The following is a 24281-nucleotide window of genomic DNA, read 5'->3' on the forward strand; positions in this document are numbered from 1 at the left end:
GTGTGGAGCACAAGTAAGTGAAATATAAATAGATATATAGAATATAAGAGATATAAAGATATAAAAAAGAAGGAGAAAAACGAGGGGAATTCGTTTTTCTCCTTCTTTGTATAGGGAAGGATTTGGATTATGTGAAATTATGTGAAGTTATATGAAATGGTAAAACAGTAAATATGGGGGCTTCTCCCGACGAGTAAAGTCCTGCAAACTCGCTCTCGCTCCGGGTTCGGCGTAGCGGTGCATAAGGTTGCAAAGTACGCAACCTAAGCACCGACGTCTCACACGGGTTTGCAGTGACTTTCTCGCGCTCGAAGCCATGAAAAATTTTTAAACCAACGTTTACTGCATAACTTAAAAGGGGATTGTCTCTCCTAGTGAGAAAGTTTGCGATCTTTCCCATTTATAGAGGAGAGAAATATTCACTCTGAGTTATAAAAAGTTTTAGTTCTGTGTTCTGGAAACCTCAAAACTACGAAGTTTCCAGACATCAACTGTGGCACTGCAATCTCCGGTCAGTGTGAGGAGGCGGGCATTGCCATTGGTGGACAGATCATGATCATTTGCGGGATCGCTGATCTGACTGTAAAGTCGGGTTGCGAAGACTTCTTCACCGCCGTTGACAAAGATCTCAAGGGAGGTCGTGTCGGAGTAGATGCAAAGCTGATTCAGCGAAGTAAGTTCTACACTGCGGGAAGTTCGCCCGAATCCTCCTTTTTTGAGATTGAGTGTCAGAACTCCGTCGGAGAAAGAGAGGGTAACTCCGTCGCGGAGTGTAAGTGCCATCTTTTTGCAATCGGAGAAGGTAAGTTCAGTCTCGAAGACCGGGAACCCACAGGCATTCTCAATGGGGAGGGAATTTGCCTGGTTCAGATCTTCTTTTGTGGCAAAGTGTGCATGATCGGTGCGAAGGTTTGTAAGCTCGCTGATCGGTTGCTGGATCAGTCTGCCGTTTCGCACATGGAGTTCACGCGGGAGGGTAAGCGCGTGTTGCCAGCCGTGCTCGGTCGTCGGGTTCGTGTAATCAGCTTCCGGGATTCCCATCCATCCGATCAGAATCCGTCTGCCCTGCTCATCCTCGAAGCTCTGGGGAGCGTAGAAATCAAATCCGCGGTCAACCTGCTGGAATGGGGTTTCCTCTATGACGCGGAATTCGCGATTCTCGAAATCGGCATCAATCTTCATGAAGGTGCACTGGTGAACATTTGCGTAGTTCACACCCTGCTGTGCGACTCCCTGAGGACAACAGATCAGGCAGAGCGTGCCGTCAAGAAAGAAGAGATCCGGACATTCCCACATGTATCCAAATGGGTAGGAGGTCTGAATTCGGCTGAAATAAGACCAGTGGGTGAGGTCATCTGAGCGGTAGAGCAGGACAAGACCGTGGCTTTCATGGTCGCGCGCTCCGAGTGCCATGTAGTAGGCATCCTTGTATTTGAGGATTTTCGGATCGCGGACATGACAGCTGATGTCGGACGGATAATCGTCGGTAGTCATCAGAAGTTCTTTCTCGGAGAAATTCGTGCCATCCTGACTTGTGAAATGGACGGTGTTGCTTCCGCGTCCGGCGTTGATGTAGTCGTAGTCGGGGCGGTCGAAGTATTTTACGTTTCCGGTGTAGAAATAGTGGATCGTTCCGTTTTCGCGGAATGCAGAGCCGGAGTAGACACCGTGTGCGTCAAAGTCGTGATCCGGAAAGAGTACAGGACCGTGATCCTCGTAGTGGACGAAATCGCGAGTTGTGCAGTGATTCCACAACTTGAGTTCGCCGGTCGGCTCAAACGGGGTGTACTGGAAATAGATGTGGTACACGCCGTCTGCCTGAACAAGTCCGTTCGGATCATTGAGCCATCCGGTCTCCGGCATCAGGTGAAAATGGAGTCGGCAGGGATCTTCGCTGACGAACTTGCGAAAATCGGCATCTTCCTGATACCACTTCTTGTAGTCTTCTCTGGTCACTTTGTGGTATTTTTCAAATTTCATCTAAATGCGGGCAGGATACTCCGACCTCTTAGGTCGGGGAGGGATGCCCGTTACACCTCGCTTTCTTAAATGCTAGATTTTTAGTAAAATATATAATAAAATATTATTGCTGAAAGAGGTTCGCCGTCAGATCCAATCCAAAAGGTAAAGCGTAGACTAGAAGCCATTTCAGGACGAGAGAACCGTTGGATATCCGATGTAAATCATCAGATTTTTAAGACACTCGTTAAGAAATATGGTAAGGATACGTTATTTGTTCTGGAAGATTTGGCTGGTACATCTCTTCGGTGCAATGGGGATTTTGGAGATAACCATCCTCGCTACGAAAGAATAACAAATACCTCAGAGTAAATCTCTTTGGTAAAACGGGCATTGTCAACTGCCCGATGATGTAGGCAGAATTAGGGAGACACCTTGTAATGTCGTTAATACCTATGCTTCTCTGACTTACAAGCTCCAGCTTCTATAAGCGGGAGTAGTTGACAAATCCTCCTTCGGACACACGGATGTGTCTGCTCCTTGATACATCATGATACATGGTTGTTTGTGCTTATTTGTGTTTGATTGTCATTGCCTTACTGGTGTGATCAGCATTTGCGGATGCGTGAACCTCTAAGGTGACATCGGCAGATGCCTGCGGAAGAATCATCATTGTCTGAGGATTGTATCCGGCGGTGCGAACTTTCTCAAGATCAACTTTTAAGAGCTTGTCGCCCTTGTGGATGGTATCGCCCTGCTTTACGAAGGCTTCAAATCCGTCGCCTTCCATCTTTACGGTGTCAATACCGGCATGGATTAAAAGGTCTGTGCCTTTTGTGGTTGTGATGCCGATTGCATGCTTCGTCGGGAAGAGCAGGCTCACGGTTCCATCGCACGGTGCGTAGATCGTGCCCTCGGACGGATTGACTGCAATTCCATCACCGAGCATCTTGGAGGCAAATGCCTCATCTGCGGACTCGGAGATCGGGAGGATCTCACCTGTCATCGGAGTGAGGAAAACTTCGTCGTCGGTGTTTGCAGATGCAGAACTCTCAATGGTTTCCGTTGTTGAGGAAGTTACAGTGTTTGCAGTGGAAGCAACGGTCTGAGTGGAGTTTGCGGAGGTTGTTCCCTCGCCTTCCATCGCCCCCATGTTGAACTTCTTCCAGAAGATAACGGTCAGGAAGAAGGAAACTCCCATGGAGAGTGCAAGACCGATTGCGAAGGACAGGTAGTGGTCCGGTTTCATGGAGATGAAGCCCGGAAGTCCGGCAGCGCCCAGTGCCTGAGCGAGAGTCTTTGTTGCTGCGAGGTAAGCACTTCCGACAGCAGATCCGATGATTGCTGCATAGAATGGATATTTCAGTTTCAGGGTGACACCGAACATTGCCGGCTCTGTGATGCCGAGCAGAGCGGAGATACCGGAAGCGGAGCAGATCGATTTGATCTTCTCATTCTTGGTCATCATCAGGACTGCCAGAACAGCTGCACCCTGAGCAACGTTGTTCATGCTTGCGGTGGAGAAGATGAAACTTCCGCCGGTGTGAGCGCTGTCTGCGATCAGCTGGGTCTCAATTGCGATGAAGCTGTGGTGCATACCGGTCAGTGTGATCGGTGCGTATACAAGACCGAAGAGTGCTCCGCCGATGAAACCGAGGGAGTTGTATACCCAGGTGATTCCAGCGGCGAGAAGGTTTCCTGCCTCTCTCAGAACCGGACCTACAACGATGAAGGTCAGGAAGGAGGTTACAAGGATGGAAACTAACGGGGTGGTCAGGTTGTCAAGCCAGGACGGGGTGACTTTGTGAAGGCGCTTCTCGATGTTTGCGATGATCCATGAAACAGCGAGAACCGGAAGAACCGTGCCCTGATAGCCGATAGCCGGAATCTGGAGTCCGAAGATGTCCCATACCGGGGCTGTGCCGACACCGATCTGATAAGCGTTCATCAGATCCGGGTGAACCATGATCATACCCATCGCAGCGCCGAGATAAGGGTTACCGCCGAATTTCTTTGAGGCACTGAAACCGATCAGAACAGGCAGGAAGGTGAACGGTGCAGATGCAAACAGGTTGATCGCAGTTGCAAGTCCTGCCCACTGCGGATACAGGGCGATGATCGACTGACCATGGATCAGGTTGGAGGTCAGAAGGTTGTTAAGACCCATCAGAAGACCGCCTGCAACGATTGCCGGAATGATCGGAACAAAGATGTCGCTGAGCATTTTTACAAAGCGCTGAAGCGGATTGCCCTTCTTCTCCTCGGATTCATCATTGGCGGTTGTTTCGCCCTGAACACCGAGCTGTTTCTGAACCTCGTCGCAGACAAGATTGACGGTGCCTGCTCCGAAAATAATCTGGAACTGTGACTGTGTGAGGAAGACCCCCTTGACTCCCTCTACATCGCTGAGAGCATTTTCATCTCTCAGATCATTGTTGCGCAACTGAAGACGAAGACGGGTTGCACAATGTGCGACAGAGCGGATATTTTCCTTTCCGCCCACGAGTCGGATTACTTCACTGGCGATTTTTGCATAATCCATAAAAAACCTCTCCTTTTTTGTGGTGATGAATGAATTGAACGATGAACCGTGAAACAAAATGTAGTATCGGTTCCATACCTGAATCATACAGCATTTTTGCCGTAAAGTCAATACGAATATGGAATCGATACCACATTTGGACCGCCAAAAAATCAGGCGATTTTTTGTGCAAAACGCACAAAACCGTGCGTCATCATCTCACACTCTTTCCGGGGATCATCTCAAAACCGATGACCTGCTTGACCGGGACGGGTTCGTTGCGGATCAGACGCAAGATTGTCTCGGCGCTGAGTTGACCGAGCGCATAGGAATCGAATTTCAGAGTCGTGAGTTCCGGGGAGAGCAGAGCACTCTCATTGTAACCGCCAAAACCGGCAACGGAGACATCATCGGGAATTCGTTTTCCGAACTGAGCGAGCGTGTAGTAGGCGCCGAATGCAAGGCGATCCGTTGCACAGATCATCGCGTCTACGGGACCGCTTTCGAGTGCTTCCTTCGCCATCTGCTGACCGCTCTCGTAGCTGTAATCACCGGCGAAGAGGCGAACCTCAGAGATCCCGCAGGATTTCAGACCGTCGAGAACACCCTGACGGCGAATGATTCCAACTGCGCGGTCGGTATCGCTGATTCCGAGCCAGACAACGTGCTCCGGATGAGATTTTCCAACATATTTTCCCATCTCGAATCCAGCCTGATAATCATCGTCCACGACGGAGATTCCAGCGTCGAATTCCTGTGCCATCACGACGATCGGGACGGGACTGTTGGCGATCAGCTTGCGGTGCTGGTCGGTGATGGAGATGGAGCTGAGCAGGATTCCGCCCACGTTTAAGCTGATCAGACGGCGAATGTTTTCGAGTTCGAGGGCGATCTGGTGATCGGAGCTCTTGATTAAAGTCTCGTATCCCTGTTCGCGCAGATGGCGGTCGATGCTTGTGATGACGCGACCGGTGATCTTGGAATTCAGGGTCGGCACGACAACGCCGATGATGTTGCTCTCACGGGCATTGAGTCGGGCAAATGAGTTTGGCATATATCCGCACTCGCGGATCACAGCCTGAATCCTCTCGCGGGTCTCTTCTTTCACATATCCGCCGTTGAAGTAGCGGGAGACTGTGCTTTTTCCGACACCGGACATCTCGGCGATGTCCGCCATAGTAAATTTCTTCATAAATAATTTTAACTCCTTGGAATTTTTCATAATACAAGTATATCACGATTCTGGAATGCGGAAAAGTGCGGGGAAATTTCCTACACAGGGGAGAGGAATTTTTCGGAAGGGAAAATCCCGTAGGATACTGTGCTGAAAGCAGAGTTTGCCGGTGTGTGTCCGCAGACAGGAGGATATGTTTGCGACTAAGAGAGAATGTTGCTATAATGATAGTTACACGACAAACAAGTTGGGCTATGAGCAAGTAAGTAAAAAGCAAAAGAATTAGTAGTCATGGAAATGACGAGGAAAGAAGTAGAACGATATGGACAGTCGATTATTTCATTATGTAATGGCGGTGGAGGAATGTGGAACAATCTCATCAGCCGCCAGAACTCTGTTTCTGTCACAGCCTGCGCTGACAAAGCAGATTGGAAAATTGGAATCTGAGCTGGGGTTTCAGATTTTTGACAGGAGTAAAAATCCTCTTGGAATTACGGAACAGGGAGAGATCTTTCTGGAATTTGCCGGACGTTATCTGGAACTGGAAAAGGAATTTCAGCAAAAACTGGATGCAGTGTCCGGAGAGAAACATCAGGATTTGATTGTGATGACAACAAGCCGAGGAGGAATGTATGCGGGGGTTCGCACCTCGGCATTTCTTGACGCACATCCGGAAATCCATGTGGAGTATCACAATACAGATGCGAGAACCTGCGAGGAGATGCTTGAGAGTGAGGAGAGAGAGCTTGCAGTATACACAGATCCCGTTCAGTCTGACCGGATTGAATATCTGCCTTTGGAAGAAGATCCGCTTCTTCTCGTAATCCCGAAGGACAGTCCGGCACTTGAGGGAGTTGAGATCGGGGAAAATTCATATCAGAATCCGCTCGAGATCGATGTGGAATGTCTGCGAAGACCGAATAACCGCTTTGTTCTTTCTACATCGACGCACAGTCTGTTTCTTGCGGAGCAGGAGCTGTTTCGGCGCTGTCGAATTCATGTGGGAAATGCACTTCATGTGGATCATGTTGATACGCGATATGCGATTGCCTGTGGAGGCGGAGGGATTGTTATGGTGCCGTTACAGACGGTGAAATCTCTTTATACAAACAATCAGGTGGTCTATGCGACGATAAAGGGGGAATCCTTTTACCGATATGTAGTGATTGCGAAGAAGCGGGGAAGAAAACTGTCAACGGGAGCAGAACTTTTCTGGAAGTTTATGGTGGGTCAGCGGTTTGCCCCGTAAAACTGGCTGATATGTCATTTAAGCCATAACGAATGGGAATGGGCTGTGTGAAAAAGAGGAATAAGAGAACATAGAAATGAATGAGAAGTGCTTGTCCAAGTGGAGGATGGGTACTTCTTTTTTTTGCGTTTATTTATGTGAATTTTAAAGAAATGTGGCAGAAAATTTGAGTGATACGGGCATCCGGATCAGAGAATATTCAACGGAGAACGGATGAAGCGCAGATAAAAAATAAATAAAGGATAGAGGAACAACAAATGAAGAGCAGATGGGGAACAGACGGAAAGAGGGAAGAAAAATGGTTATGGGAGGTGGAGAAAACCTGAATAGCTGAGGACGGTTGAAAGTATTGCGCAATTAAAAAAAGTTTATATATAATACAGACAATGTTTTTACCGGTGAAAGCAAACGAAACAAAGAGACAAAGCAAAAGAAGAAATGAAAGAAATGAGAGAAATGAGAGGACAACCATTTCTGGGTGTTGTCGGGGTGAATAGGAGAGGATAAAAAGATGAGCAAGCTGAAGGAAGTAAAACTGCTTGGAATGCCACTTTGGATGTTCCTGATTCTTCTTGTGGTAACTTGGGGAGTTGGAATGACGGAGTCGATTCCGGGCGATATGGTAGGCGCACTTTGTTTTGCAACTGTTGTTGGAACTTTCATTGGATTTATTGGAGATCGGATTCCGATCTGGAAAGACTGGCTCGGCGGTGGTATGCTTCTGACCTGTCTGGCAGCCGGAGCAATGTCCACATTCCATCTGATTCCGGATTCCCTTGTGGAAACGTTGAATACGTTTAATGGTAAGACCGGATTTCTGAATCTTTATATTTTGGTGCTTGTCACAGGATCAGTTTTATCTGTGAACAGAAAGCTCCTGATTCGTTCTCTGGGCGGATATATTCCGTGCATCCTTTCTGCGATTGTGTTTGCATTTTTGTTTGCAGGAGTAGCAGGAATCGTTGTGGGAATCGGACCGATCAATGCAATCTTGAATTACGCACTTCCGATCATGGGAGGTGGAAATGGTGCCGGAGCAATCCCGATGAGCAAGATCTGGGGAGAGGCAAGCGGACAGGACCCGCAGATCTGGTATGCATCTGCATTTGCAACCCTTAGTCTTGGAAACATGATTGCCGTTCTGATTGCTGCCCTGATGAATAAACTTGGAGAGAAGAAACCGGAGTTCACCGGAAACGGAGAGCTGATGAAGACACCGGCAGATCTTGGGACACAGGAAGCAGAAATCAAGCCGACGGTGGCTGATTATGCAGCGGGTTTGGCACTTGGTCTGTTCTGCTTTGTATTCAGCGGATTTTATTCTTCCAAGATTTCGATCATTAACCATGCAGGTCTTGGATTCTCCATTCACCAGTTTGCATTTATGATTATTCTTGTGGCACTCTTAAATATTTCCGGTCTGGTTCCGGACAATGTGCGTGCCGGTACAAGAGGAATGCAACAGTTTTTTGTAAAGTATATGTCCCTTCCGCTTATGGTTACGGTCGGAATCGGAACAAACCTGATGGACTATGTAAAAGTACTGAATTTCCAGAGTCTTGTTGTTATTGCAGCCGTTGTTACTGGTGCAACGCTTGGCGCATGGCTGATGGCTCCGCTCTTTAAATTCTTCCGAATCGAGACGGTTGTCACAGCGGCACTTTGCATGGCAAACGGAGGTGGTGCTGGTGATATTCAGGTTCTTGGAGCAAGTCATCGCATGGAGCTGATGAGCTATGCTCAGATTTCCTCGAGAATCGGAGGAGCGATCATGCTCGTCATTGCAAGTTTCATGTTCAGTACCTTTATGTAGAAATCTGTGAGAAACTCTGAGAAAAATTGTGAGAAAAAATTTGAGGGAAAACGGATGAAGATTGAGACATTGAATTTTTGTATCACACCTCTTAGCAGAGAGGTAAAGGTTCGCGTGTTTACACCGGATGGCTATGAGACGGGAGAAAAACAGTATCCGGTTCTCTATGTGAATGACGGACAGGATCTGTTCTGCGATCAACAGACATTCTGGGGCGCAGAGAGTCTGAGATTTGAGCAGTATTATAGAGACTATGGAAAGTTTGTGCCGGATGTGATTCTTGTGGCGATTGAGTCGCCGAATGATCACGCGAAGCGCACCGCGCAGTATTCGCCATTTACGAAAGATTTTGTTGTTCCGGAGGGAAAGACGTTTGAACCGCATATTGAGGGAAAGGGCGTAGAATATCTTGAGTGGATGACAAAGGAACTCAAGCCGGAGATTGACCGCAGGTATCGGACTCTGGCGGATGCAGATCATACCGGAATCTGTGGATACAGCACGGGTGGTCTGATCAGCACCTATGCACTGCTTGCACATTCGGAGACGTTTCACCGCGCAATCATTATGAGTGCGGCAGTCTGCATCTGGATGGATAAGTTGGAAGAAGTATTGAAGATGGCGGATTACTCACATATTTGCAGACTGTATCTGGACACGGGAACAAATGAGTTTGGACGGATGACGACGAAAGAGGAATTTCTTGCAGGATCGGAGATCATTCGCAGTTATTTCGTTCGCGGAGGTCTGACACCGAAAACGATGAAATATAATGTGTATCAGGATGCGATTCACAATCAGAGGGAGTGGAGAATGCGCTTCCCAGATGCGCTTCGCTGGACATTTCCAGAGTTTTAGGACATTTCCATAAGAAAATAAGAATGATTTTAAACCTTCGGGATAGGGAAATCTATTCCGAGGGTTTTTGTGTTTTGTAGAAATCTCTTTTCGGAATGGAAGAAATATGATAAAATCCAAAGATGGATGTTACCATAACGGTAGGCGGTTCGGCTCTCTTGGGAGGGCATGCGTACCCTCCGATTACATTTTGATGTAACGAAAAATATAGGAGGAGGGGGATGCCATATGAGTATTATGGATTTCGTAGCATTGGTAAGCTTCGGCTTAACATGCTTTGGACTTGGATACACTTTGGGAAAAGACGCAAAAAAATAACCGCCCTGTCCTCGAAAAACCTGGCGATTATTTTTTTGCTTATGTTTGATTAGAGACGACCGTCTATCGGTAACATCCCTCTTGATATATAATATAGCATTTAAGCGAATGATATTCAAGCGGATTTTAACAATTTGGAATGCGATGCAATGGCAAATTCCGTTACTGGGCACGTGTGCGTGAACAGTAAAAACAAAGGTGTAAAGAATAACGATTATTAGCACAGAAAAGTTAGAAATGATGGTATAGACAAAAAATACAGGAGGTGCAATTTCGATGAGACAGTGTATGGATGCAGACAATCTGCATCGCCGTTTAAAAAAGATTATCGGGCAGGTTCAGGCGATTGACCGCATGGTGGATGAGGATGTGCCGTGTGAGGATATTTTAGCGCAGATCAATGCGGCAAAATCCGCGCTTCATCGGGTTGGTCAGGTTGTGCTTGAGGGTCATATCCAGCATTGTGTGAGGGATGGAATTGAGCACGGGGATGCCGACCAGACGATTGCAAATTTCACGAAGGCTGTTGAGCGATTTGCGAATATGAAATAATGAGCATTTATTTGTTTATTTAACGAAAAATCGAAAGATTGAATAAAGAGAGGATACATTTGTCCATGAGAAATTGGATGGATGGTCCCCTCTTTTTTTTATGGAAAATTTGCGGCGAGCGGGAGCAAGATACTTGACAACCAATACCCCCATAGGTATAATAGCACACAGAATATATACCTATATGGGTATAGGTACAAAAAACCTTATTCTGGGTAGGTAACAGGTTAGAGGGAGGAAAATTCAGTATGATAGAAAAACTGGAAGAGTTTCTGGAATGGGGAGGCACGAAGAAGGATATTGTCTGTCTGATTCTCTCCGCGATTGCACTGATTGTCAGCATCTTTGATCTGGTTCCACTGCCGTTTGATGCATCGTGGATCTCGATCATTCTGTGTGGAGTGCCGATTATCCTTGAAGCGGTTATCGGTCTGGTCACAGCGTTTGACATCAAGGCGGACGTGCTCGTCTCGATCGCGCTGATTGCATCGATCATTATCCGCGAAGATTTTGCTGCCGGTGAGGTCGCATTTATCATGCAGCTTGGCGCACTTCTTGAGGATCTGACTGTCGCCAAGGCGAGAGCGGGAATTGAGAAACTTGTTCATCTGACTCCGCGGACAGCTCGCGTGATCGGAAAGGTTTCAGGAAGTCAGAGTTCTGAGACCGAGAATATCATTCCTGCTGAGAACGTGAAGATCGGTGATCTTCTTCGCGTGCTTCCGGGTGAGACAGTTCCGGTGGATGGAGTGATTATTTCCGGTCAGACTTCGATCAATCAGGCGGTCATGACCGGAGAGTCTCTGCCGGTTGACAAGGGAGAGGGAGACGAGGTCTCGAGTGGAACCGTCAATCAGTTTGGCGCATTTGATATGCGTGCGACGCGAGTCGGGGAGGACAGCTCGATTCAGCGCATGATTCGTCTCGTCCAGTCGGCAGATGCAGGAAAGGCGAAGATTGTGAGTCTTGCAGATCGCTGGGCGACATGGATTGTCGTGACTGCACTGACAGCTTCCGTTCTGACCTGGATTGCGACCGGTGAGATCATCCGCTCTGTGACGATTCTCGTCGTGTTCTGCCCATGTGCGCTTGTTCTTGCGACACCGACGGCGATCATGGCAGGAATTGGAAATGCGACGAGTCATGGATTTCTTGTGCGAGAGGGGGATGCGCTTGAGCGTCTGGCTCAGGTGAAAGACATTGCGTTTGATAAGACGGGAACCCTGACCTTCGGAACTCCCGAGGTGCAGGCAGTTCACAGCTTTCTTCCGGAGATTTCCGATCGGGAACTCTACTGGCTTTCGGCGTGCGCAGAGCAGAAATCGGAACATCCGCTTGGAAAGGCGGTTGTGCGCTGTTTAAAAAAGGAGAAGAGTGCAGATCAGAGTGCGCTTGCCGAACTTGCAGACTTTGAAATGATTCCGGGACGCGGAGTGCGTGCGAAGATTGATGGAACGAGTTATCTGGGAAATAAGAATGGTTCTGAAGATACGTTGATGGATTTGGAGGTTCTTGCGGGAAATGAGGAACTTCTGCGCGAGCGAAAGGTCGCACTTTCACAAGAAATCGAGGCATCGGCAGACACTTACCGAAAACAGGGATGCACGATCATTTATCTCGCGATTGGAGGCAGGGCAGGAGGATTTCTTGCACTCGCTGACACAGTTCGTCCGGATGCAAAGAAGACGATCGCAGAGATCTTTGAGGCGAAAGTCACTCCGGTGCTTCTGACCGGAGATCATATTCAGTCGGCGGAAACGATCGCAAAGAGTATTGGAATCAAACAGTTCCGCGCCGAGTGCCTCCCGGTCGACAAACTGCGATTTATCGAGGAACGTCAGAACTCCGGGGAGCCGGTTTGCATGATCGGAGATGGAATCAACGATGCTCCGGCGCTGAAAAAAGCCCATGTTGGAATTGCGATGGGTGGAGTCGGAAGTGATATCGCGGTTGATGCCGCAGACATTGCGCTTGTCAACGATGAGATCCGTGAGCTTCCGCATCTTCTGCTTCTCGCGAGAAGAATGATGTTCACGATTCGCTGTAATCTGACGTTTTCGATGACGCTGAACCTGATCGCGATTATCCTTGCGATCACTGGAATTCTGAATCCGGTCGCAGGAGCTCTCGTCCACAACAGCGGTTCGGTCTTTGTCATTATCAACTCAGCTTTATTGCTAAAGTGGAAGAAAAAATGAAAAACGTAGAAAAATAAAAAATATAAAACCCCTCTCACACTTATAAAAAATATATAAGGCGAAAGGGGCTTTTTTTATGAATCCTTCATCCTCTTGATGACTTTCAGTCTCGTGAACTCCTCACGGTCTTTCTCCTCGAGAGAGTTCGTGATGTTCGTGACGAGAGTCTGGTAAGTCGGGATTGTGATGTTCTTGAGCGCATTTGCGCGCTTCTGCGTCTTTCGGATGCTTCCGGCGAGGCGGTAGGCGGAGTTTTCAACCATTGAGAGCTTGATTGTCAGCTCCTTCACCTTCTCGAACTGCATCCGGGCATCGTCGAGCGATTCCTTTGTGCTGTAAAGTGCATAGGTCAGCGCGGGCGGAGTCGGGTCGTGCTGGACGAGCGGGATCTCCGTTCCCATGATGCTTCGCGTCTTGATGCGGATCGTATCGTCGATCGGCATTGAGGTTGCGATCTCCTGAACGAAGTTGATGCCGAGCTCGATGTTTGCGCGCTCGAGTGCTTTGTAGGCGGAGGTGAACGTCGCATCGATCTCAGATTGAATATCCTTTGCCTGGTCGATGAGTCCCATCAGCTCGCGCAGAAGAATATTTCTCTTCTTGTCCATCAGCACATATCCCTGACTCGCGAGTGCGAGAGAGTTCTTTGCGAGGATCAGATTTCCCTTTGTGGGAAAGGTGTTCAAATTCATAGAGTAACCTCCTTCCCCTCACTTATTCCGCGTCAGAAGTATGAGCGGTTTTGTCAGCCGGTACGAGGTCGCCGTTGTGGTCGATCATCGTAGGCTTGTAGTACTGGTCAAGCACCTTGGTGTCGATACGGTCGAGTTCTGCGCGTGGCAGAAGACCGAGTAAGTTCCAGCCGATTGTCAGTGTCTGGATGATGTTTCGGTTCTCATGCGGGTCCTGACCGACGAAACGGTGCTCAAACTCGCGACCAAAGACGAGGTACTGCTTGTCGATCGGGGAGAGCTCATCCTCACCGATGACGGAGGCAAGTGCACGTGCATCGCCCACTTTTGCGTAGCAGGAGAAGAGCTGGTTTGCGACGTCCTGATGATCGGCGCGTGTAAATCCCTCACCGATACCATCCTTCATCAGACGAGACAGACTCGGCAGGACGCTGATCGGCGGGTAGACCGACTGACCGTTTAACGAGCGGTCGAGAACGATCTGTCCCTCGGTGATGTATCCGGTCAGGTCTGGGATTGGGTGCGTGATGTCGTCGTTTGGCATTGTCAGGATCGGGATCTGGGTGACAGAGCCGTTGACTCCGCTCACGATACCGGCGCGCTCGTAAAGGGATGCAAGTTCACTGTATAAGTATCCCGGGTAACCTTTTCTCGACGGGATCTCGCCCTTGGAGGAGGAGACCTCACGCATTGCCTCGGCGAACGAGGTCATATCGGTCAGGATAACGAGGATGTGCATGTGTTTCTCAAAAGCAAGGTACTCGGCGAGTGTCAGTGCACATTTCGGAGTGATCAGACGCTCAACGACCGGGTCGTTTGCAAGGTTCATAAACATTGCAACGTGGGAGGAAACACCACTCTCCTCGAAAGTCCGGCGGAAGAAATCTGCGACATCGTGCTTGACGCCCATCGCGCCGAAGACGATTGCGAACTCCTCATCGGAGTCATCGCCAAGCGAAGCCTGCTGAACGATCTGGGCAGCGAGCTGGTCGTGCGGAAGACCGTTTCCGGAGAAGATCGGAAGTTTCTGACCGCGAATCAGCGTCATCAGACCGTCGATTGCGGAGATTCCGGTACGAATGTAGTTTCGCGGATACTCACGGGTCACCGGGTTTAACGGCTGACCGTTGACGTCGAGCATTTTTTCCGGGAAGATCTCACCGAGACCGTCGATCGGGACACCGATGCCGTTCATCGTTCTGCCGAGCATTTCCTCGGATACTCCAAGCTCCATCGGATGACCGGTCAGTCTGGTGTGAACGTTTTTGAGTCCGAGTCCATCGGTTCCCTCAAAAACCTGAATGATAGCTTTATCTTTGTAAGCCTCGATGATACGGCCAAGTTTCTTTTTCGAGCCGTCGACCGTCATCTCCACGATCTCATCGTAGGCAGCATTCTGAACGCCCTCTAAGACGACCATCGGGCCGTTGATTGCACTCAGACCAAGATATTCGATTGCCATAATAAATCCCTCCTTGTGCTTTCTTAGGCATTGCGCTCCACAACGTCGTCGTAGAAGCGGTCAATCTGTTTCTTGTAATCATCGAGCATCTCCAGGCGATCGTTCGGAACGTCGTACTTGATGGAGATGATCTTATCGAAAATCGAGTCCTCTTTCAGTACAGACATCGGCATTCCCATCGAGATCAGGGAGCGGGATTTCTGATAGAGATAGAGGATCACGTCCATCATCTTGAACTGTTTTTCCATCGGAACGCAGGTATCATCTTTGTGGAAGGCGTTCTGCTGGAGGAAGCCGACACGGATGACTTTGGCGATCTCAAGGATCAGTTTCTGGTCATCCGGCAGAACATCAGCACCGATCAGCTTGACGATCTCCATCAGACTGCTCTCCTGAGACAGCAGGTAGACGATCTGGTTGCGGTAGTCGACGAAGCGCTTGTCGACATGCTCGGTGTACCACGGCGCGAGGTCAGTCAGGTACTCGGAGTAACTCGTCAGCCAGGAGATTGCCGGGAAGTGTCTCGCATAGGCGAGGTTCTTATCCAGTCCCCAGAAACAGCGGACGAAACGCTTTGTGTTCTGCGTTACCGGCTCGGAGAAGTCACCGCCCTGCGGGGAGACAGCGCCGATGATCGTCACGCTTCCCTCGGTTCCGTTTAAGTTCTGCATCATGCCGGCACGCTCGTAGAATGCGGACAGGCGGGATGCAAGGTAAGCCGGGAAACCTTCCTCGGCAGGCATCTCCTCGAGTCGTCCGGAGAGCTCACGCAGGGCCTCCGCCCATCGGGAGGTCGAGTCTGCCATGATTGCAACGTGGTAGCCCATGTCGCGGTAGTACTCGGCGAGCGTCAGACCGGAGTAAAGGCTTGCTTCACGCGCTGCTACCGGCATATTTGAAGTGTTTGCGATCAGCGTTGTGCGGTCCATCAGCGGATTGCCGGTCTTTGGGTCAACCAAGCGGGAGAACTCCTCAAGAACCTGAGTCATCTCGTTTCCACGCTCTCCACAGCCGATGTAGATGATGATATTTGCATCGGACCACTTTGCGATCTGGTGCTGAGTCATCGTCTTTCCGGTTCCGAATCCACCCGGGATTGCGGCAGTACCGCCCTTTGCGAGCGGGAACATCGTATCGAGGATACGCTGACCGGTGACAAGAGGCTGGGTTGCCGGGAAACGTTTTGCAGTCGGACGCGCAACACGGATTGGCCATTTCTGGGTCATCGTGAGTTTCTCCTCGGTTCCGTCAGAGAGCTGAAGCGTCACGAGGGGCTCCTCGATCGTGTATTCGCCGTCGGAGACGACATCGAGGACAAAGCCTTCTTTATCTGGTGGAACCATAACTTTGTGGACGATTGCCGGGGTCTCCGGAACCTCTGCGATGATCGTTCCGCCGAAGACGCGGTCGCCCTTCTTGACGGTCATATGGGTCTTCCATTTTTTCTCCGTGTCAAGGGAGGAAACATGGACACCGCGGTTGATGTAGGCACCGCCGGTCTTTGCGATCTCGCTCAGCGGTCGCTCAATTCCATCGAAAATGTTTGTCAGAATGCCGGGGGCAAGCGTGACAGAGACCGGAGCTCCGGTTCCGGTTACGATCTCGCCCGGTCGGATGCCGGTCGTCTCCTCGTATACCTGAATGATTGTGTCGTCGGATTTCAGACCGATGACCTCGCCGACGAGGTTGTCTTTGCCGACATAAACCATCTCATTCATTGTAAAGCCCGGATCTCCCTTCAGATGGATGATCGGGCCGTTGATTCCGTAAATAACACCTGTTTTACTCATCTGCGCTGTCTCCTTCCTCAAGGCTCAAATCAAAATGGAAGTTTTCTCTTGCCTCCTCAAGGCGGGTCTGAAAGGAATTGTCAATCAGAATGTGGCGCGTCGGAATGACTGCGCGCGTGCCACCACCGAAGGAAAATTCGCTGATCTTGATCTGTGCGTGTCCATAATGAAGAGAAAGCCGTTTCTGTTTGTCCTCATCAACCGGATCAAGATAAATCGTGATCGGGTCGTCAGCGGCAAATTCGACGGCATTTGCAATCTGGTGTTCCAGCAGTTTCAGATATTCCGGTGTTTCGAGGAAGTTCGCAAGCTGATCTCTCAGTTCCACGAACAGTTTGTCTTTCAGCTCCTCCTGCTTCTGACCGAGTGCGCGACGAATATCAATCTGCTCCACAGCGAGCTTTTTGTTGATCTCTCTCTCAATTTTCTCGGTTTCCTGTTCGATCTGCATGGCGGAACGGCGCTTTGCGTCAGCTTGATGCTGTTTGAAGGTCTCCTCGAGTGCGTTCATATATTCATCCAGCATCCGGTTGCTCCGGGTTCTGGCATCTTCCATACAGGTATCCAGAAAATGCTGTAATTTTTCCTCGGTTGTCAAGACGGTCACCTGCTTTCTATATTTCTATATTATAGCGATTTTATATCGGTACTTTTACGCTATCTGTAATTTTGAAGGAATGTTATAACTTCAATCCGATCGCTTCGTTTACATAGGAAGTGATAAAGTCCGGCTTGCGACCGGTTCCGTGGCGGTCCGGAATCTCCACAAACAGCGGGTGTCTGTGGTTCAGCTTGACTTCGTTGACCAGATCCGGATAATCTCTGCCGAATTTCTCAGTCAGAAGAACGATTCCGATTTCACGGTCGGTCAGAACTTTATCGAGTGCTTCCTTAAGCTCTTTTTTCTCGTGGACGACAACGCCTTCGACACCTGCCAGGCGCATTCCTGTCCAGGTGTCGATGTTGTCGCTGATTAAATACATTTTCATAGAATTAAAGTTTGCCCAGGATCATGAAGGAAATGATCAGTCCATACAGGCAGACACCTTCGGCAAGACCTACGAAGATGAGGGATTTACCAAGAATCGAGCTGTCCTCGCTGATTGCGCCGAGAGCGGCAGATGCAGCTGCGGAAACGGCGATACCACCACCGATGCAGGCAAGACCGGTGGAAAGAGCTGCTGCGAGGTAACCAAAGCCTGCAACATTTGATACGGCTGTCGCAGTTTCTTCTGCGAATGCCTGACCGGAGAACATCATTGCGCCTGCGATAACGATCGTTCCCATGAACAGGAAGACGTTGACAGCGAGAGCGGTCTTATAACGACCTTTTGTCTTTTCTCCTACTGCAAATGCGCCGAACGGAACGGCAATGCTTAAAATGAGTGCTACTGCTAAAGTGATTTTTGCTAATACGGTCATGACTGTTTTCTCCTTTATATTTTTATTTGAATGAAAACTTTGCTTTTTATAGCTTACTTATAACTCAGAGTGGATGCGCAGTGATTTTGATGGAAAAATGTCAGCCAGAGCTGACCAAAATCACGCGCCAAGTCGATGCTTGCGTCGACTTGAACTTGTAGTGGTTATAACGGCGACAAAAGGCGAGAACGTCAATGCAAACCCGTGTGAGACGTCGGTGCTTAGACTGCGTATTTTGCAGTCTTATGCACCGCTACGCTCGAACCCGGAGCGGGAGCGTGTTTGCATGACTTCTTTCGCCGTTGGAGCCGTGCTTTGTTTCTTTGGCTGTGTCGTGTTGGAGCCGTGCATTATTTTTGGGATATGTCGCGTTGAAGCTGTCTATATAAGTCAAATAAAACGATTACGCTTCCTTCGACTTCCCATAAGGCTTGAACGCGCGTCCCGTTCCACGGTAGAAACGGCTGAACAGCTCGTAGTACTCCAGACGAAGCACCTGAATTCCGACGATCAGACCCTCCATACCGCAGACGAAGAGGTTTCCGAGGATGACAACGATCCAGTTCGGATTTCCACCCGACTCAGCGCCTGCAAGCATCAGAACCACCTCCATCATTGCCGCATGGCTGACTGCAAATGCGCCGACACGGACAAACGAAAGCGTGTTGGAAAAATAGCTTAAAAGCAATTCAAACATTTCAAAAAATCCCTGTACAAAGAACATGCCCTTTTCATCCGGCATGACTTTTGCTTTTTTCTCCAGAACTGCGGTCAGCGGTTCTTTGAAAAAGATAATCAGCAGAGGGAGGATAAACATAACGAGCAGAATTCCGGTTGCCGGGAGAGTCTGTCCGGTCATGTAGAGGACAATCGTGAGAACCGCAGATCCGTAAAAGACGATGCCGGCGATTCCGTTGTTGTCAAAATATGCCTTCTCCGGATCGTGGGAGCGCAGGCTGTTGACGATGTTTAAAATCATGGTCAGCAGGATGATTCCCATTCCGAGTGCGATTGCAACGACGAAGACGGTGTTTAAGTTTCCGATAAACGGAAGTTTCGTCATCGCTTCTTTTGGTCTCAACCAAAGAGGTTCAATGATGTTCTCAAAACCGAAGACGCTTCCGAAGAGGAATCCAAAGATCGTCGAAAAGATTCCACAGCAGGAGATGATCGCAGCGAGGTTCATCTTCTTTGTCCGGTAGAGCACGAAGCCTCCGATCAGAAGGCAGAGTCCCTGACCGACATCTCCGAACATGAATCCGAAGAGGATCGAGTAGGTGACACCGAGAAGAATCGTAGGATCGATCTCCCCGTAGGACGGAAGTCCGTACATCTGAAGGAACATCTCAAACGGTTTGAAGAGTCCCGGGTTTTTCAGCTTTGTCGGCGGTTTGCTGATCACGTTTTCGTGGTTGTCCTCAAGGAAACAGAAGGTGTCAGCATCCTGCTCGATCTCCTTGCAGAATGCATTTGCATTCTCCTCGGTCATCCATCCACACAGAATGTAGAAGGTGTGATCGTGGTTTGTCGTGCAGGCGGCGAGCTTGCGGACATCAAAGTTCGAGGCATACACAGAGAGACGATGTTTCGCCGAGGCGAGATCTTCCTTATAAGAATCCAGAATCTCAGAGATCTGTTTGTCGAGACTGCGAAGCTGTTCGTCAATGTCGGCGAGCTGTTTTTCGAGGCTGTGCGTCGCATCGACCGGTGTTCCCTCGTACTCATCCGGCAGGAAGAAACGCTCAAAATGCAGGGAGGCATAGATTGCGTCGATCTTCTCGTGAACGGAATCCGGCACGAAGTAGATCAGCCAGACATACTCGGCATCCTCCTGACACTTGTGAACGACGGTGTCGATCGTGTCGTAAGCGTAAGCCATGAATTTCTCGTAATATTCATGCGTCATGCGTCCGAAACGGAAGCGGACATACTTGAAATTCAGAATGTCGCGGACTTCGTAATTCAGATCTGTAAACGGAATGATGTTGGAGATCGATGTCTGAATTCTGTCCTGCTCTTTCAAGAGCGTTTCCCTCTTGGAGGAGAGCTTTTTTAACTTCTCGTCAAGAGTGTGGACAGTCCGGACAGCTTCCTCGATTGTGACATCCTTTGCGGGATGTTCCGGAAGCGGGTCACGAAAGGCGGTCGCAAGTTCTACGGCAGTCTGAAGTTCTCCCTTGTATGGGTTGCTTTCCACATATGGTCTCAGTCCTGACACCGATTTGAGCTCGGAGAGCGCATTTTCCAGATGAATCTCATATTTGGAGAGATACTGGTCGATGACGCGATCGATGTCGGCCTTAGGACCGGTGATACGCAGAAATTTCATTTTTTCTATCACAGGTAAGACCCCCTTATTGTTTCTCTACCAGCGCGATAATCTCGCCGGCGTCAAGCCGGTAACGGATGCCCTCGAGCGTGGTGATGATTTTTTGAAGTTCCAGTTCCTTTGAATAAAGATAGGAATCGAGAATCGCGACGGAGTAGGGATATCTGCGCCCTGCATTTGCATAGATCTGGTTGCAGATCTGATGGTAAAGCGTCTCGATATCCGGTTTTCCGGTGATCTCGCCTTTCTGAAACTTCCAGTAAAACGTCTCGCGCAGGACAGAGAAAAATTCCTCGTTATCTGCGGACTCCGCGAGATGACGGATCTGATCCGGTTTCAGCTTGTAGTTGACCGGAATCAGAAGTGCGTAGATGTCGGACGGCGACAGGTGATAGTAATGGCGCGCGCGGTAAATCCACTGAATATTCAGAAGATCGAGTCGACATCCGAAGCACTGTTCGAGTGCGTGACGTTCTTCACGGCTGAGCATCTTGTTCTTGACCTTCCACTGTGTCCGGAAATAAAAGAGATCCAGATTCATCTCAAGGTCGAACATTGTGCAGGTTTCTCTGGAAGCCAGCTCAGACAGAAACTCGTAGTAAGGGGAACCTTTCAGCCGTGAGAGAAAGTCCTCCAGATTTTCTGACTGTGCAAGTGCAGGCAGATCAATGTTGGAATGGCGATCAAAGAATTCCTGAAACATCGAGAGATCAAGGACAGCTTCCTGATGTCCCATGACGTGCCTGAGAATTCGCTTGATGATATTGATCTCGTAGTGCATGAAGTAGAGATCCAGAAATCTGCGCTGTGGGAGATTGGAAAAGCGGTAAAGTTTTGCAAAGTCCCGGTATTCGGACAGCGTGAGCAGTTGTTCGATGTGACCGCGGTGCAAGTTGGAATCATCTACACCCGCAAAGATCTCCGCGTAGGTGGGGAGCTGTTTCAGATAGTCGGCAGCACTGCGGACATCCTCAAGTCCTGCCATCTCATGAAACTGTTCCTCTGAGAGCAGACGGCTTTGCATGGCTCTTACTTTGGTTGTGATTCCACTGTAAGTCAGAAGGCTCATACCATCACTCCTTTACCAACTGCTCAAATAGTTTTCGGACATAAGTCCGATGGTGATTGTCGTAGTTCGTCTGCATCCGCGCAAGAAGTGCATCTGCATCCGATTTTTGCTTTGACAACTTGGAATTCATCTCAATTTCCATCTGATGTTGAAGCTCATGGATTTTTTCTTCTGTCTGTGCATCCAAATTTCGATCAAATTCGGCAGTCTTTTCTTCCATTTCCTTGGCAAATGCCTTTTTGCGTTCATTGGCATCTTCCATGACGGATGAAGCGGTTGCCTCGATTTCCGAAATCTTTTTGATAACCTTATCCATCGCGTTCCTCCTTGTCTGTTTATGTCTGTCCGGAAATTGTTTCAGCTCAGCTCGAAAACGGAGTCCCAGAAATCAAAAATGGGCTCATAATCGAACAGAACGGAAAAATCCGGAGAGAGAAAGAAAAAGATCTATAAGTTTCGACCTATAATTACAATAGGCTCTGACTTAATAGGTCTTTCCTGTATCATCATACACCTTTTACAAAAAAAAGCCAGAGCAAAAATGCAACAAGAATAAAATTTTAACAAAGTTTTTACAACATTGTGCACAAAATATAGAGGGAGCATGGGAGCATTTTTCATGGAACATATACAGAATTAGAAATAATGGATACAAAAATAAAAAAGTGCATAAAAAGAAACAAGTACGGGAATTGAGATCGGTGGGAAAAATAAAATTGGAAGGCAAAAAAACAGGATACAGCAGAAACTGTGCTGTATCCTGTAAAGAAAATGGCTACTCCGCAGTCAGATATTCTTTGGAGACATAGCCTTCCTGACCGTTGTAGTTGATCTTCGCCCAGGCGCCGTCATCGCTGTCGCCGATATACTCAATCGCGGAGCCGGCGGAGAGCTGACCGATCTTGTCGCCGTCCGTGCTGGGGCGGGAGCGCACGTTCAGATTGCTCGTGGTGCGGTAGATGACTTCCGGAGCCGTCTCAGCGGAATCCGTCTCGTCCGTGGAATCTGCGCTGGTGACTGCTTCTGTCGTTATCGGAGCGGTTGTCTTCTTCTTTCCTGTGTCAGAGTTCGGACGCACAATCTTGATGACAGCGAAGAGGAGTGCGATGCAGACGATCGGGATCAGAAGTTTGAGAAGATCGGCCCCAGTGAAGGTGATGCCTTTCTGCTTTCTGCTTCTCTTGGACGACTCGGCACCTGCCGATGCGGTGCTTCGCGCCGGTCGGTTCTGACGGGTGGCAGGCTGACGTGCGGGAGCGGGTCGAACACCCTTCTGTGCATTGCGATAGTCATTGGCAAAGGTGTAGACTTCCTGAGAGAGTTCGTGGTATGCCTGATTGGCGCTGTATGCGTTGTTGTCCCCGTCATGGACAGCTTTGTTGCCGATCATGCGAATCTTGTGGTAGCGCTCGCAGGTGGCTTTGCTGATCCAGCGATTCTTGTACAGGCAGTCGATCATGCTCATCAAATCACTGCTTCCAGTCACGATGTCAGCGCGTTCCATCTGAAGTCTGACCATAAGCTCAAGAGTCTGACGTGCTGTGATCATCGCGGAATTGTATTCCTTCTGACCAATCAGCCGTTCTACTTCATTTACGCCCTGCTGGATTTTTTCCCAGTTGATATTTGAATTTGTTCCCATAGGCCGTCCTCCTTTGTATAAGCAGTACAGCGAAAAAACAACTGTACATGCAGGATGATATCTTTTTTGATAACCGCAAAGTACTTTTGTGGTCACCTTCATTATACTATAATTTCCGGTCTCATGTACACCTAAAAATCGTGAGATCTGTTTCGGAGATTTTGGGCGAGGATTATCGCTGTTACCGTTTTTGCGACGCATGAAATCGTTTTTGTAACGCAGGAAGAAGTGGAAACAGTTTTATTCAGAAATAGTTGATATTTAGCAGGTTATGTGTCGACAATGGTCGGGAAGTCTGCTAGAATGAAGGAACAGCGGTTTGTGCTGTAAATCAGTTTTGGAGGAAAAAGAAAATATGAGATTGCGCCATATTCAGGGGGCGGAGGAGACGATTGCGACCAGCCCGTTTGTGATTCAGGAGCCGGAACAGCACAGAGGTCATTTTCATGAACTGTTTGGAAATGATCATCCGATCCGTATTGAGGTTGGAATGGGAAAAGGTCAGTTCCTGATGGAGCTTGCGACACGTCATCCGGAGATCAATTTCATCGGAATTGAACGATATTCCAGTGTTCTTCTGAGAGCGATCCAGAAGAGAGAACAGCTGGAACTTTCCAATATTTATTTTATGTGTGTGGATGCGAAGGGACTGTCGGAGATCTTTGCGCCGGAGGAGGTAGAGCGGATTTATTTAAACTTCTCCGATCCGTGGCCGAAGGATCGCCATGCGAAGAGACGTCTGACTTCCCCGGAGTTCATGAAAGTCTATGATCAGATTCTGAGAAAGGACGGAACTGTGGAGTTCAAGACGGACAATCAGGATCTGTTCACCTACTCCCTCGAGTCGATCCCGGAGGCAGGCTGGAAGATTGACGCGTACACGCGCGATCTGCACCACAGCGAGATGGCTGAGGGAAATGTCATGACCGAGTATGAGGTCAAGTTCTCCTCAATGGGAAACCCGATCTGCAAACTGATCGCGAGCAGATAGTTCTTCGTGCATATTTGTGCAGATTCGTGCATCATGAAAGGCAGAGCGCATAAGATAGGGCGAAACCTGATAGATTTAAGAATAGGAAGAGAAGCCATGTGTCTGAGAGACAAGATTGTGCGAAGCCTGCAATGCAGTTGTTGCGACAAGATTGATTTGAACCGAAAACTTCTTCATCTTGCGAAATGTATGAAAGAAGTGGATGCGTGCATAAATCGCGGGAAATGTGGAAAAAATAAATA

19 protein-coding genes are annotated in these 24281 nt (G+C 48.9%); 6 read left to right on the forward strand and 13 right to left on the reverse strand.

Annotated elements, in window-relative coordinates:
* Positions 1–441 precede the first annotated feature (441 nt).
* The 3 genes from ACR0QT_RS07645 to ACR0QT_RS07655 all read right to left on the reverse strand — a co-directional run bounded on the left by ACR0QT_RS07645 (position 442) and on the right by ACR0QT_RS07655 (position 5672).
* Positions 442–1980 carry a glycoside hydrolase family 32 protein gene (locus ACR0QT_RS07645; protein ID WP_432630233.1) on the reverse strand — a complete coding sequence of 513 codons (1539 nt, stop codon included), beginning with the start codon at positions 1978–1980 and terminating at the stop codon, positions 442–444.
* A gap of 550 nt (positions 1981–2530) precedes the next feature.
* Positions 2531–4501, reverse strand: coding sequence for a sucrose-specific PTS transporter subunit IIBC (locus ACR0QT_RS07650; RefSeq protein WP_432630234.1), 1971 nt, complete (start codon positions 4499–4501; stop codon positions 2531–2533).
* A gap of 193 nt (positions 4502–4694) precedes the next feature.
* On the reverse strand, positions 4695–5672 hold the full coding sequence (locus ACR0QT_RS07655) for a LacI family DNA-binding transcriptional regulator (RefSeq protein ID WP_432630235.1): 978 nt from the start codon (positions 5670–5672) through the stop codon (positions 4695–4697).
* A gap of 304 nt (positions 5673–5976) precedes the next feature.
* Between ACR0QT_RS07655 and ACR0QT_RS07660 the strand changes: the two genes are divergently transcribed.
* The 5 genes from ACR0QT_RS07660 (at position 5977) to ACR0QT_RS07680 (ending at position 12642) form a co-directional block, all read left to right on the forward strand.
* A complete protein-coding gene (locus ACR0QT_RS07660; protein WP_432630236.1) occupies positions 5977–6903 on the forward strand; it encodes a LysR family transcriptional regulator in 927 nt (308 codons plus the stop codon).
* Positions 6904–7414: 511 nt separating this feature from the next.
* Positions 7415–8716, forward strand: a complete 1302-nt coding sequence (locus tag ACR0QT_RS07665) for a 2-hydroxycarboxylate transporter family protein (protein WP_432630237.1) — start codon at positions 7415–7417, stop codon at positions 8714–8716.
* A 54-nt stretch (positions 8717–8770) separates the two neighbouring features.
* Positions 8771–9574 carry an alpha/beta hydrolase gene (locus tag ACR0QT_RS07670; RefSeq protein WP_432630238.1) on the forward strand — a complete coding sequence of 268 codons (804 nt, stop codon included), beginning with the start codon at positions 8771–8773 and terminating at the stop codon, positions 9572–9574.
* Between the two features lie 594 nt (positions 9575–10168).
* A complete protein-coding gene (locus tag ACR0QT_RS07675; RefSeq protein WP_432630239.1) occupies positions 10169–10444 on the forward strand; it encodes a metal-sensing transcriptional repressor in 276 nt (91 codons plus the stop codon).
* A 248-nt stretch (positions 10445–10692) separates the two neighbouring features.
* Complete coding sequence (locus ACR0QT_RS07680; RefSeq protein ID WP_432630240.1) at positions 10693–12642, forward strand: heavy metal translocating P-type ATPase; 1950 nt, start codon at positions 10693–10695, stop codon at positions 12640–12642.
* A 74-nt stretch (positions 12643–12716) separates the two neighbouring features.
* Here ACR0QT_RS07680 and ACR0QT_RS07685 read toward each other — a convergent pair whose 3' ends face one another.
* The 10 genes from ACR0QT_RS07685 to ACR0QT_RS07730 all read right to left on the reverse strand — a co-directional run bounded on the left by ACR0QT_RS07685 (position 12717) and on the right by ACR0QT_RS07730 (position 23048).
* Positions 12717–13334, reverse strand: coding sequence for a V-type ATP synthase subunit D (locus ACR0QT_RS07685; protein WP_432630241.1), 618 nt, complete (start codon positions 13332–13334; stop codon positions 12717–12719).
* A gap of 22 nt (positions 13335–13356) precedes the next feature.
* On the reverse strand, positions 13357–14796 hold the full coding sequence (locus ACR0QT_RS07690) for a V-type ATP synthase subunit B (RefSeq protein ID WP_432630242.1): 1440 nt from the start codon (positions 14794–14796) through the stop codon (positions 13357–13359).
* Positions 14797–14819: 23 nt separating this feature from the next.
* Positions 14820–16586: a V-type ATP synthase subunit A gene (locus tag ACR0QT_RS07695; RefSeq protein ID WP_432630243.1), complete on the reverse strand. Its 1767-nt coding sequence runs from the start codon at positions 16584–16586 to the stop codon at positions 14820–14822.
* Positions 16579–17184 (reverse strand): V-type ATP synthase subunit E, encoded by a 606-nt coding sequence (locus ACR0QT_RS07700; protein ID WP_432630244.1) that lies wholly within the window; start codon positions 17182–17184, stop codon positions 16579–16581. Before ACR0QT_RS07700 ends, ACR0QT_RS07695 begins: the two co-directional genes overlap by 8 nt.
* A gap of 82 nt (positions 17185–17266) precedes the next feature.
* On the reverse strand, positions 17267–17575 hold the full coding sequence (locus ACR0QT_RS07705) for a V-type ATP synthase subunit F (protein ID WP_432630245.1): 309 nt from the start codon (positions 17573–17575) through the stop codon (positions 17267–17269).
* Between the two features lie 4 nt (positions 17576–17579).
* The gene (locus ACR0QT_RS07710; protein ID WP_432630246.1) at positions 17580–18008 is read right to left on the reverse strand and encodes an ATP synthase subunit C; all 429 of its coding nucleotides are present in this window, start codon (positions 18006–18008) and stop codon (positions 17580–17582) included.
* Positions 18009–18411: 403 nt separating this feature from the next.
* On the reverse strand, positions 18412–20349 hold the full coding sequence (locus ACR0QT_RS07715) for a V-type ATP synthase subunit I (RefSeq protein WP_432630247.1): 1938 nt from the start codon (positions 20347–20349) through the stop codon (positions 18412–18414).
* 13 nt (positions 20350–20362) lie between these two features.
* On the reverse strand, positions 20363–21406 hold the full coding sequence (locus tag ACR0QT_RS07720; RefSeq protein WP_432630248.1) for a V0D/AC39 family V-type ATPase subunit: 1044 nt from the start codon (positions 21404–21406) through the stop codon (positions 20363–20365).
* 4 nt (positions 21407–21410) lie between these two features.
* Positions 21411–21722, reverse strand: coding sequence for an ATPase (locus ACR0QT_RS07725; RefSeq protein WP_432630249.1), 312 nt, complete (start codon positions 21720–21722; stop codon positions 21411–21413).
* A 459-nt stretch (positions 21723–22181) separates the two neighbouring features.
* Positions 22182–23048, reverse strand: coding sequence for an SH3 domain-containing protein (locus ACR0QT_RS07730; protein WP_432630250.1), 867 nt, complete (start codon positions 23046–23048; stop codon positions 22182–22184).
* Between the two features lie 355 nt (positions 23049–23403).
* Between ACR0QT_RS07730 and trmB the strand changes: the two genes are divergently transcribed.
* Positions 23404–24039: a tRNA (guanosine(46)-N7)-methyltransferase TrmB gene (gene trmB / locus ACR0QT_RS07735; protein ID WP_177978361.1), complete on the forward strand. Its 636-nt coding sequence runs from the start codon at positions 23404–23406 to the stop codon at positions 24037–24039.
* Positions 24040–24281: the final 242 nt, after the last annotated feature.

The sequence above is a fragment of the Brotaphodocola sp. genome (assembly GCF_050873365.1).
Classification (GTDB): domain Bacteria; phylum Bacillota; class Clostridia; order Lachnospirales; family Lachnospiraceae; genus Brotaphodocola.

Coding starts and splice junctions, on each gene's coding strand:
- ACR0QT_RS07685 (WP_432630241.1), bottom strand. CDS start 13,334: ATGAATTTGAACACCTTTCCCACAAAGGGAAATCTGATCCTCGCAAAG.
- ACR0QT_RS07725 (WP_432630249.1), bottom strand. CDS start 21,722: ATGGATAAGGTTATCAAAAAGATTTCGGAAATCGAGGCAACCGCTTCA.
- ACR0QT_RS07675 (WP_432630239.1), top strand. CDS start 10,169: ATGAGACAGTGTATGGATGCAGACAATCTGCATCGCCGTTTAAAAAAG.
- ACR0QT_RS07650 (WP_432630234.1), bottom strand. CDS start 4,501: ATGGATTATGCAAAAATCGCCAGTGAAGTAATCCGACTCGTGGGCGGA.
- ACR0QT_RS07645 (WP_432630233.1), bottom strand. CDS start 1,980: ATGAAATTTGAAAAATACCACAAAGTGACCAGAGAAGACTACAAGAAG.
- ACR0QT_RS07695 (WP_432630243.1), bottom strand. CDS start 16,586: ATGAGTAAAACAGGTGTTATTTACGGAATCAACGGCCCGATCATCCAT.
- ACR0QT_RS07680 (WP_432630240.1), top strand. CDS start 10,693: ATGATAGAAAAACTGGAAGAGTTTCTGGAATGGGGAGGCACGAAGAAG.
- ACR0QT_RS07660 (WP_432630236.1), top strand. CDS start 5,977: ATGGACAGTCGATTATTTCATTATGTAATGGCGGTGGAGGAATGTGGA.
- ACR0QT_RS07655 (WP_432630235.1), bottom strand. CDS start 5,672: ATGAAGAAATTTACTATGGCGGACATCGCCGAGATGTCCGGTGTCGGA.
- ACR0QT_RS07705 (WP_432630245.1), bottom strand. CDS start 17,575: ATGAAAATGTATTTAATCAGCGACAACATCGACACCTGGACAGGAATG.
- ACR0QT_RS07690 (WP_432630242.1), bottom strand. CDS start 14,796: ATGGCAATCGAATATCTTGGTCTGAGTGCAATCAACGGCCCGATGGTC.
- ACR0QT_RS07730 (WP_432630250.1), bottom strand. CDS start 23,048: ATGGGAACAAATTCAAATATCAACTGGGAAAAAATCCAGCAGGGCGTA.
- trmB (WP_177978361.1), top strand. CDS start 23,404: ATGAGATTGCGCCATATTCAGGGGGCGGAGGAGACGATTGCGACCAGC.
- ACR0QT_RS07720 (WP_432630248.1), bottom strand. CDS start 21,406: ATGAGCCTTCTGACTTACAGTGGAATCACAACCAAAGTAAGAGCCATG.
- ACR0QT_RS07710 (WP_432630246.1), bottom strand. CDS start 18,008: ATGACCGTATTAGCAAAAATCACTTTAGCAGTAGCACTCATTTTAAGC.
- ACR0QT_RS07665 (WP_432630237.1), top strand. CDS start 7,415: ATGAGCAAGCTGAAGGAAGTAAAACTGCTTGGAATGCCACTTTGGATG.
- ACR0QT_RS07670 (WP_432630238.1), top strand. CDS start 8,771: ATGAAGATTGAGACATTGAATTTTTGTATCACACCTCTTAGCAGAGAG.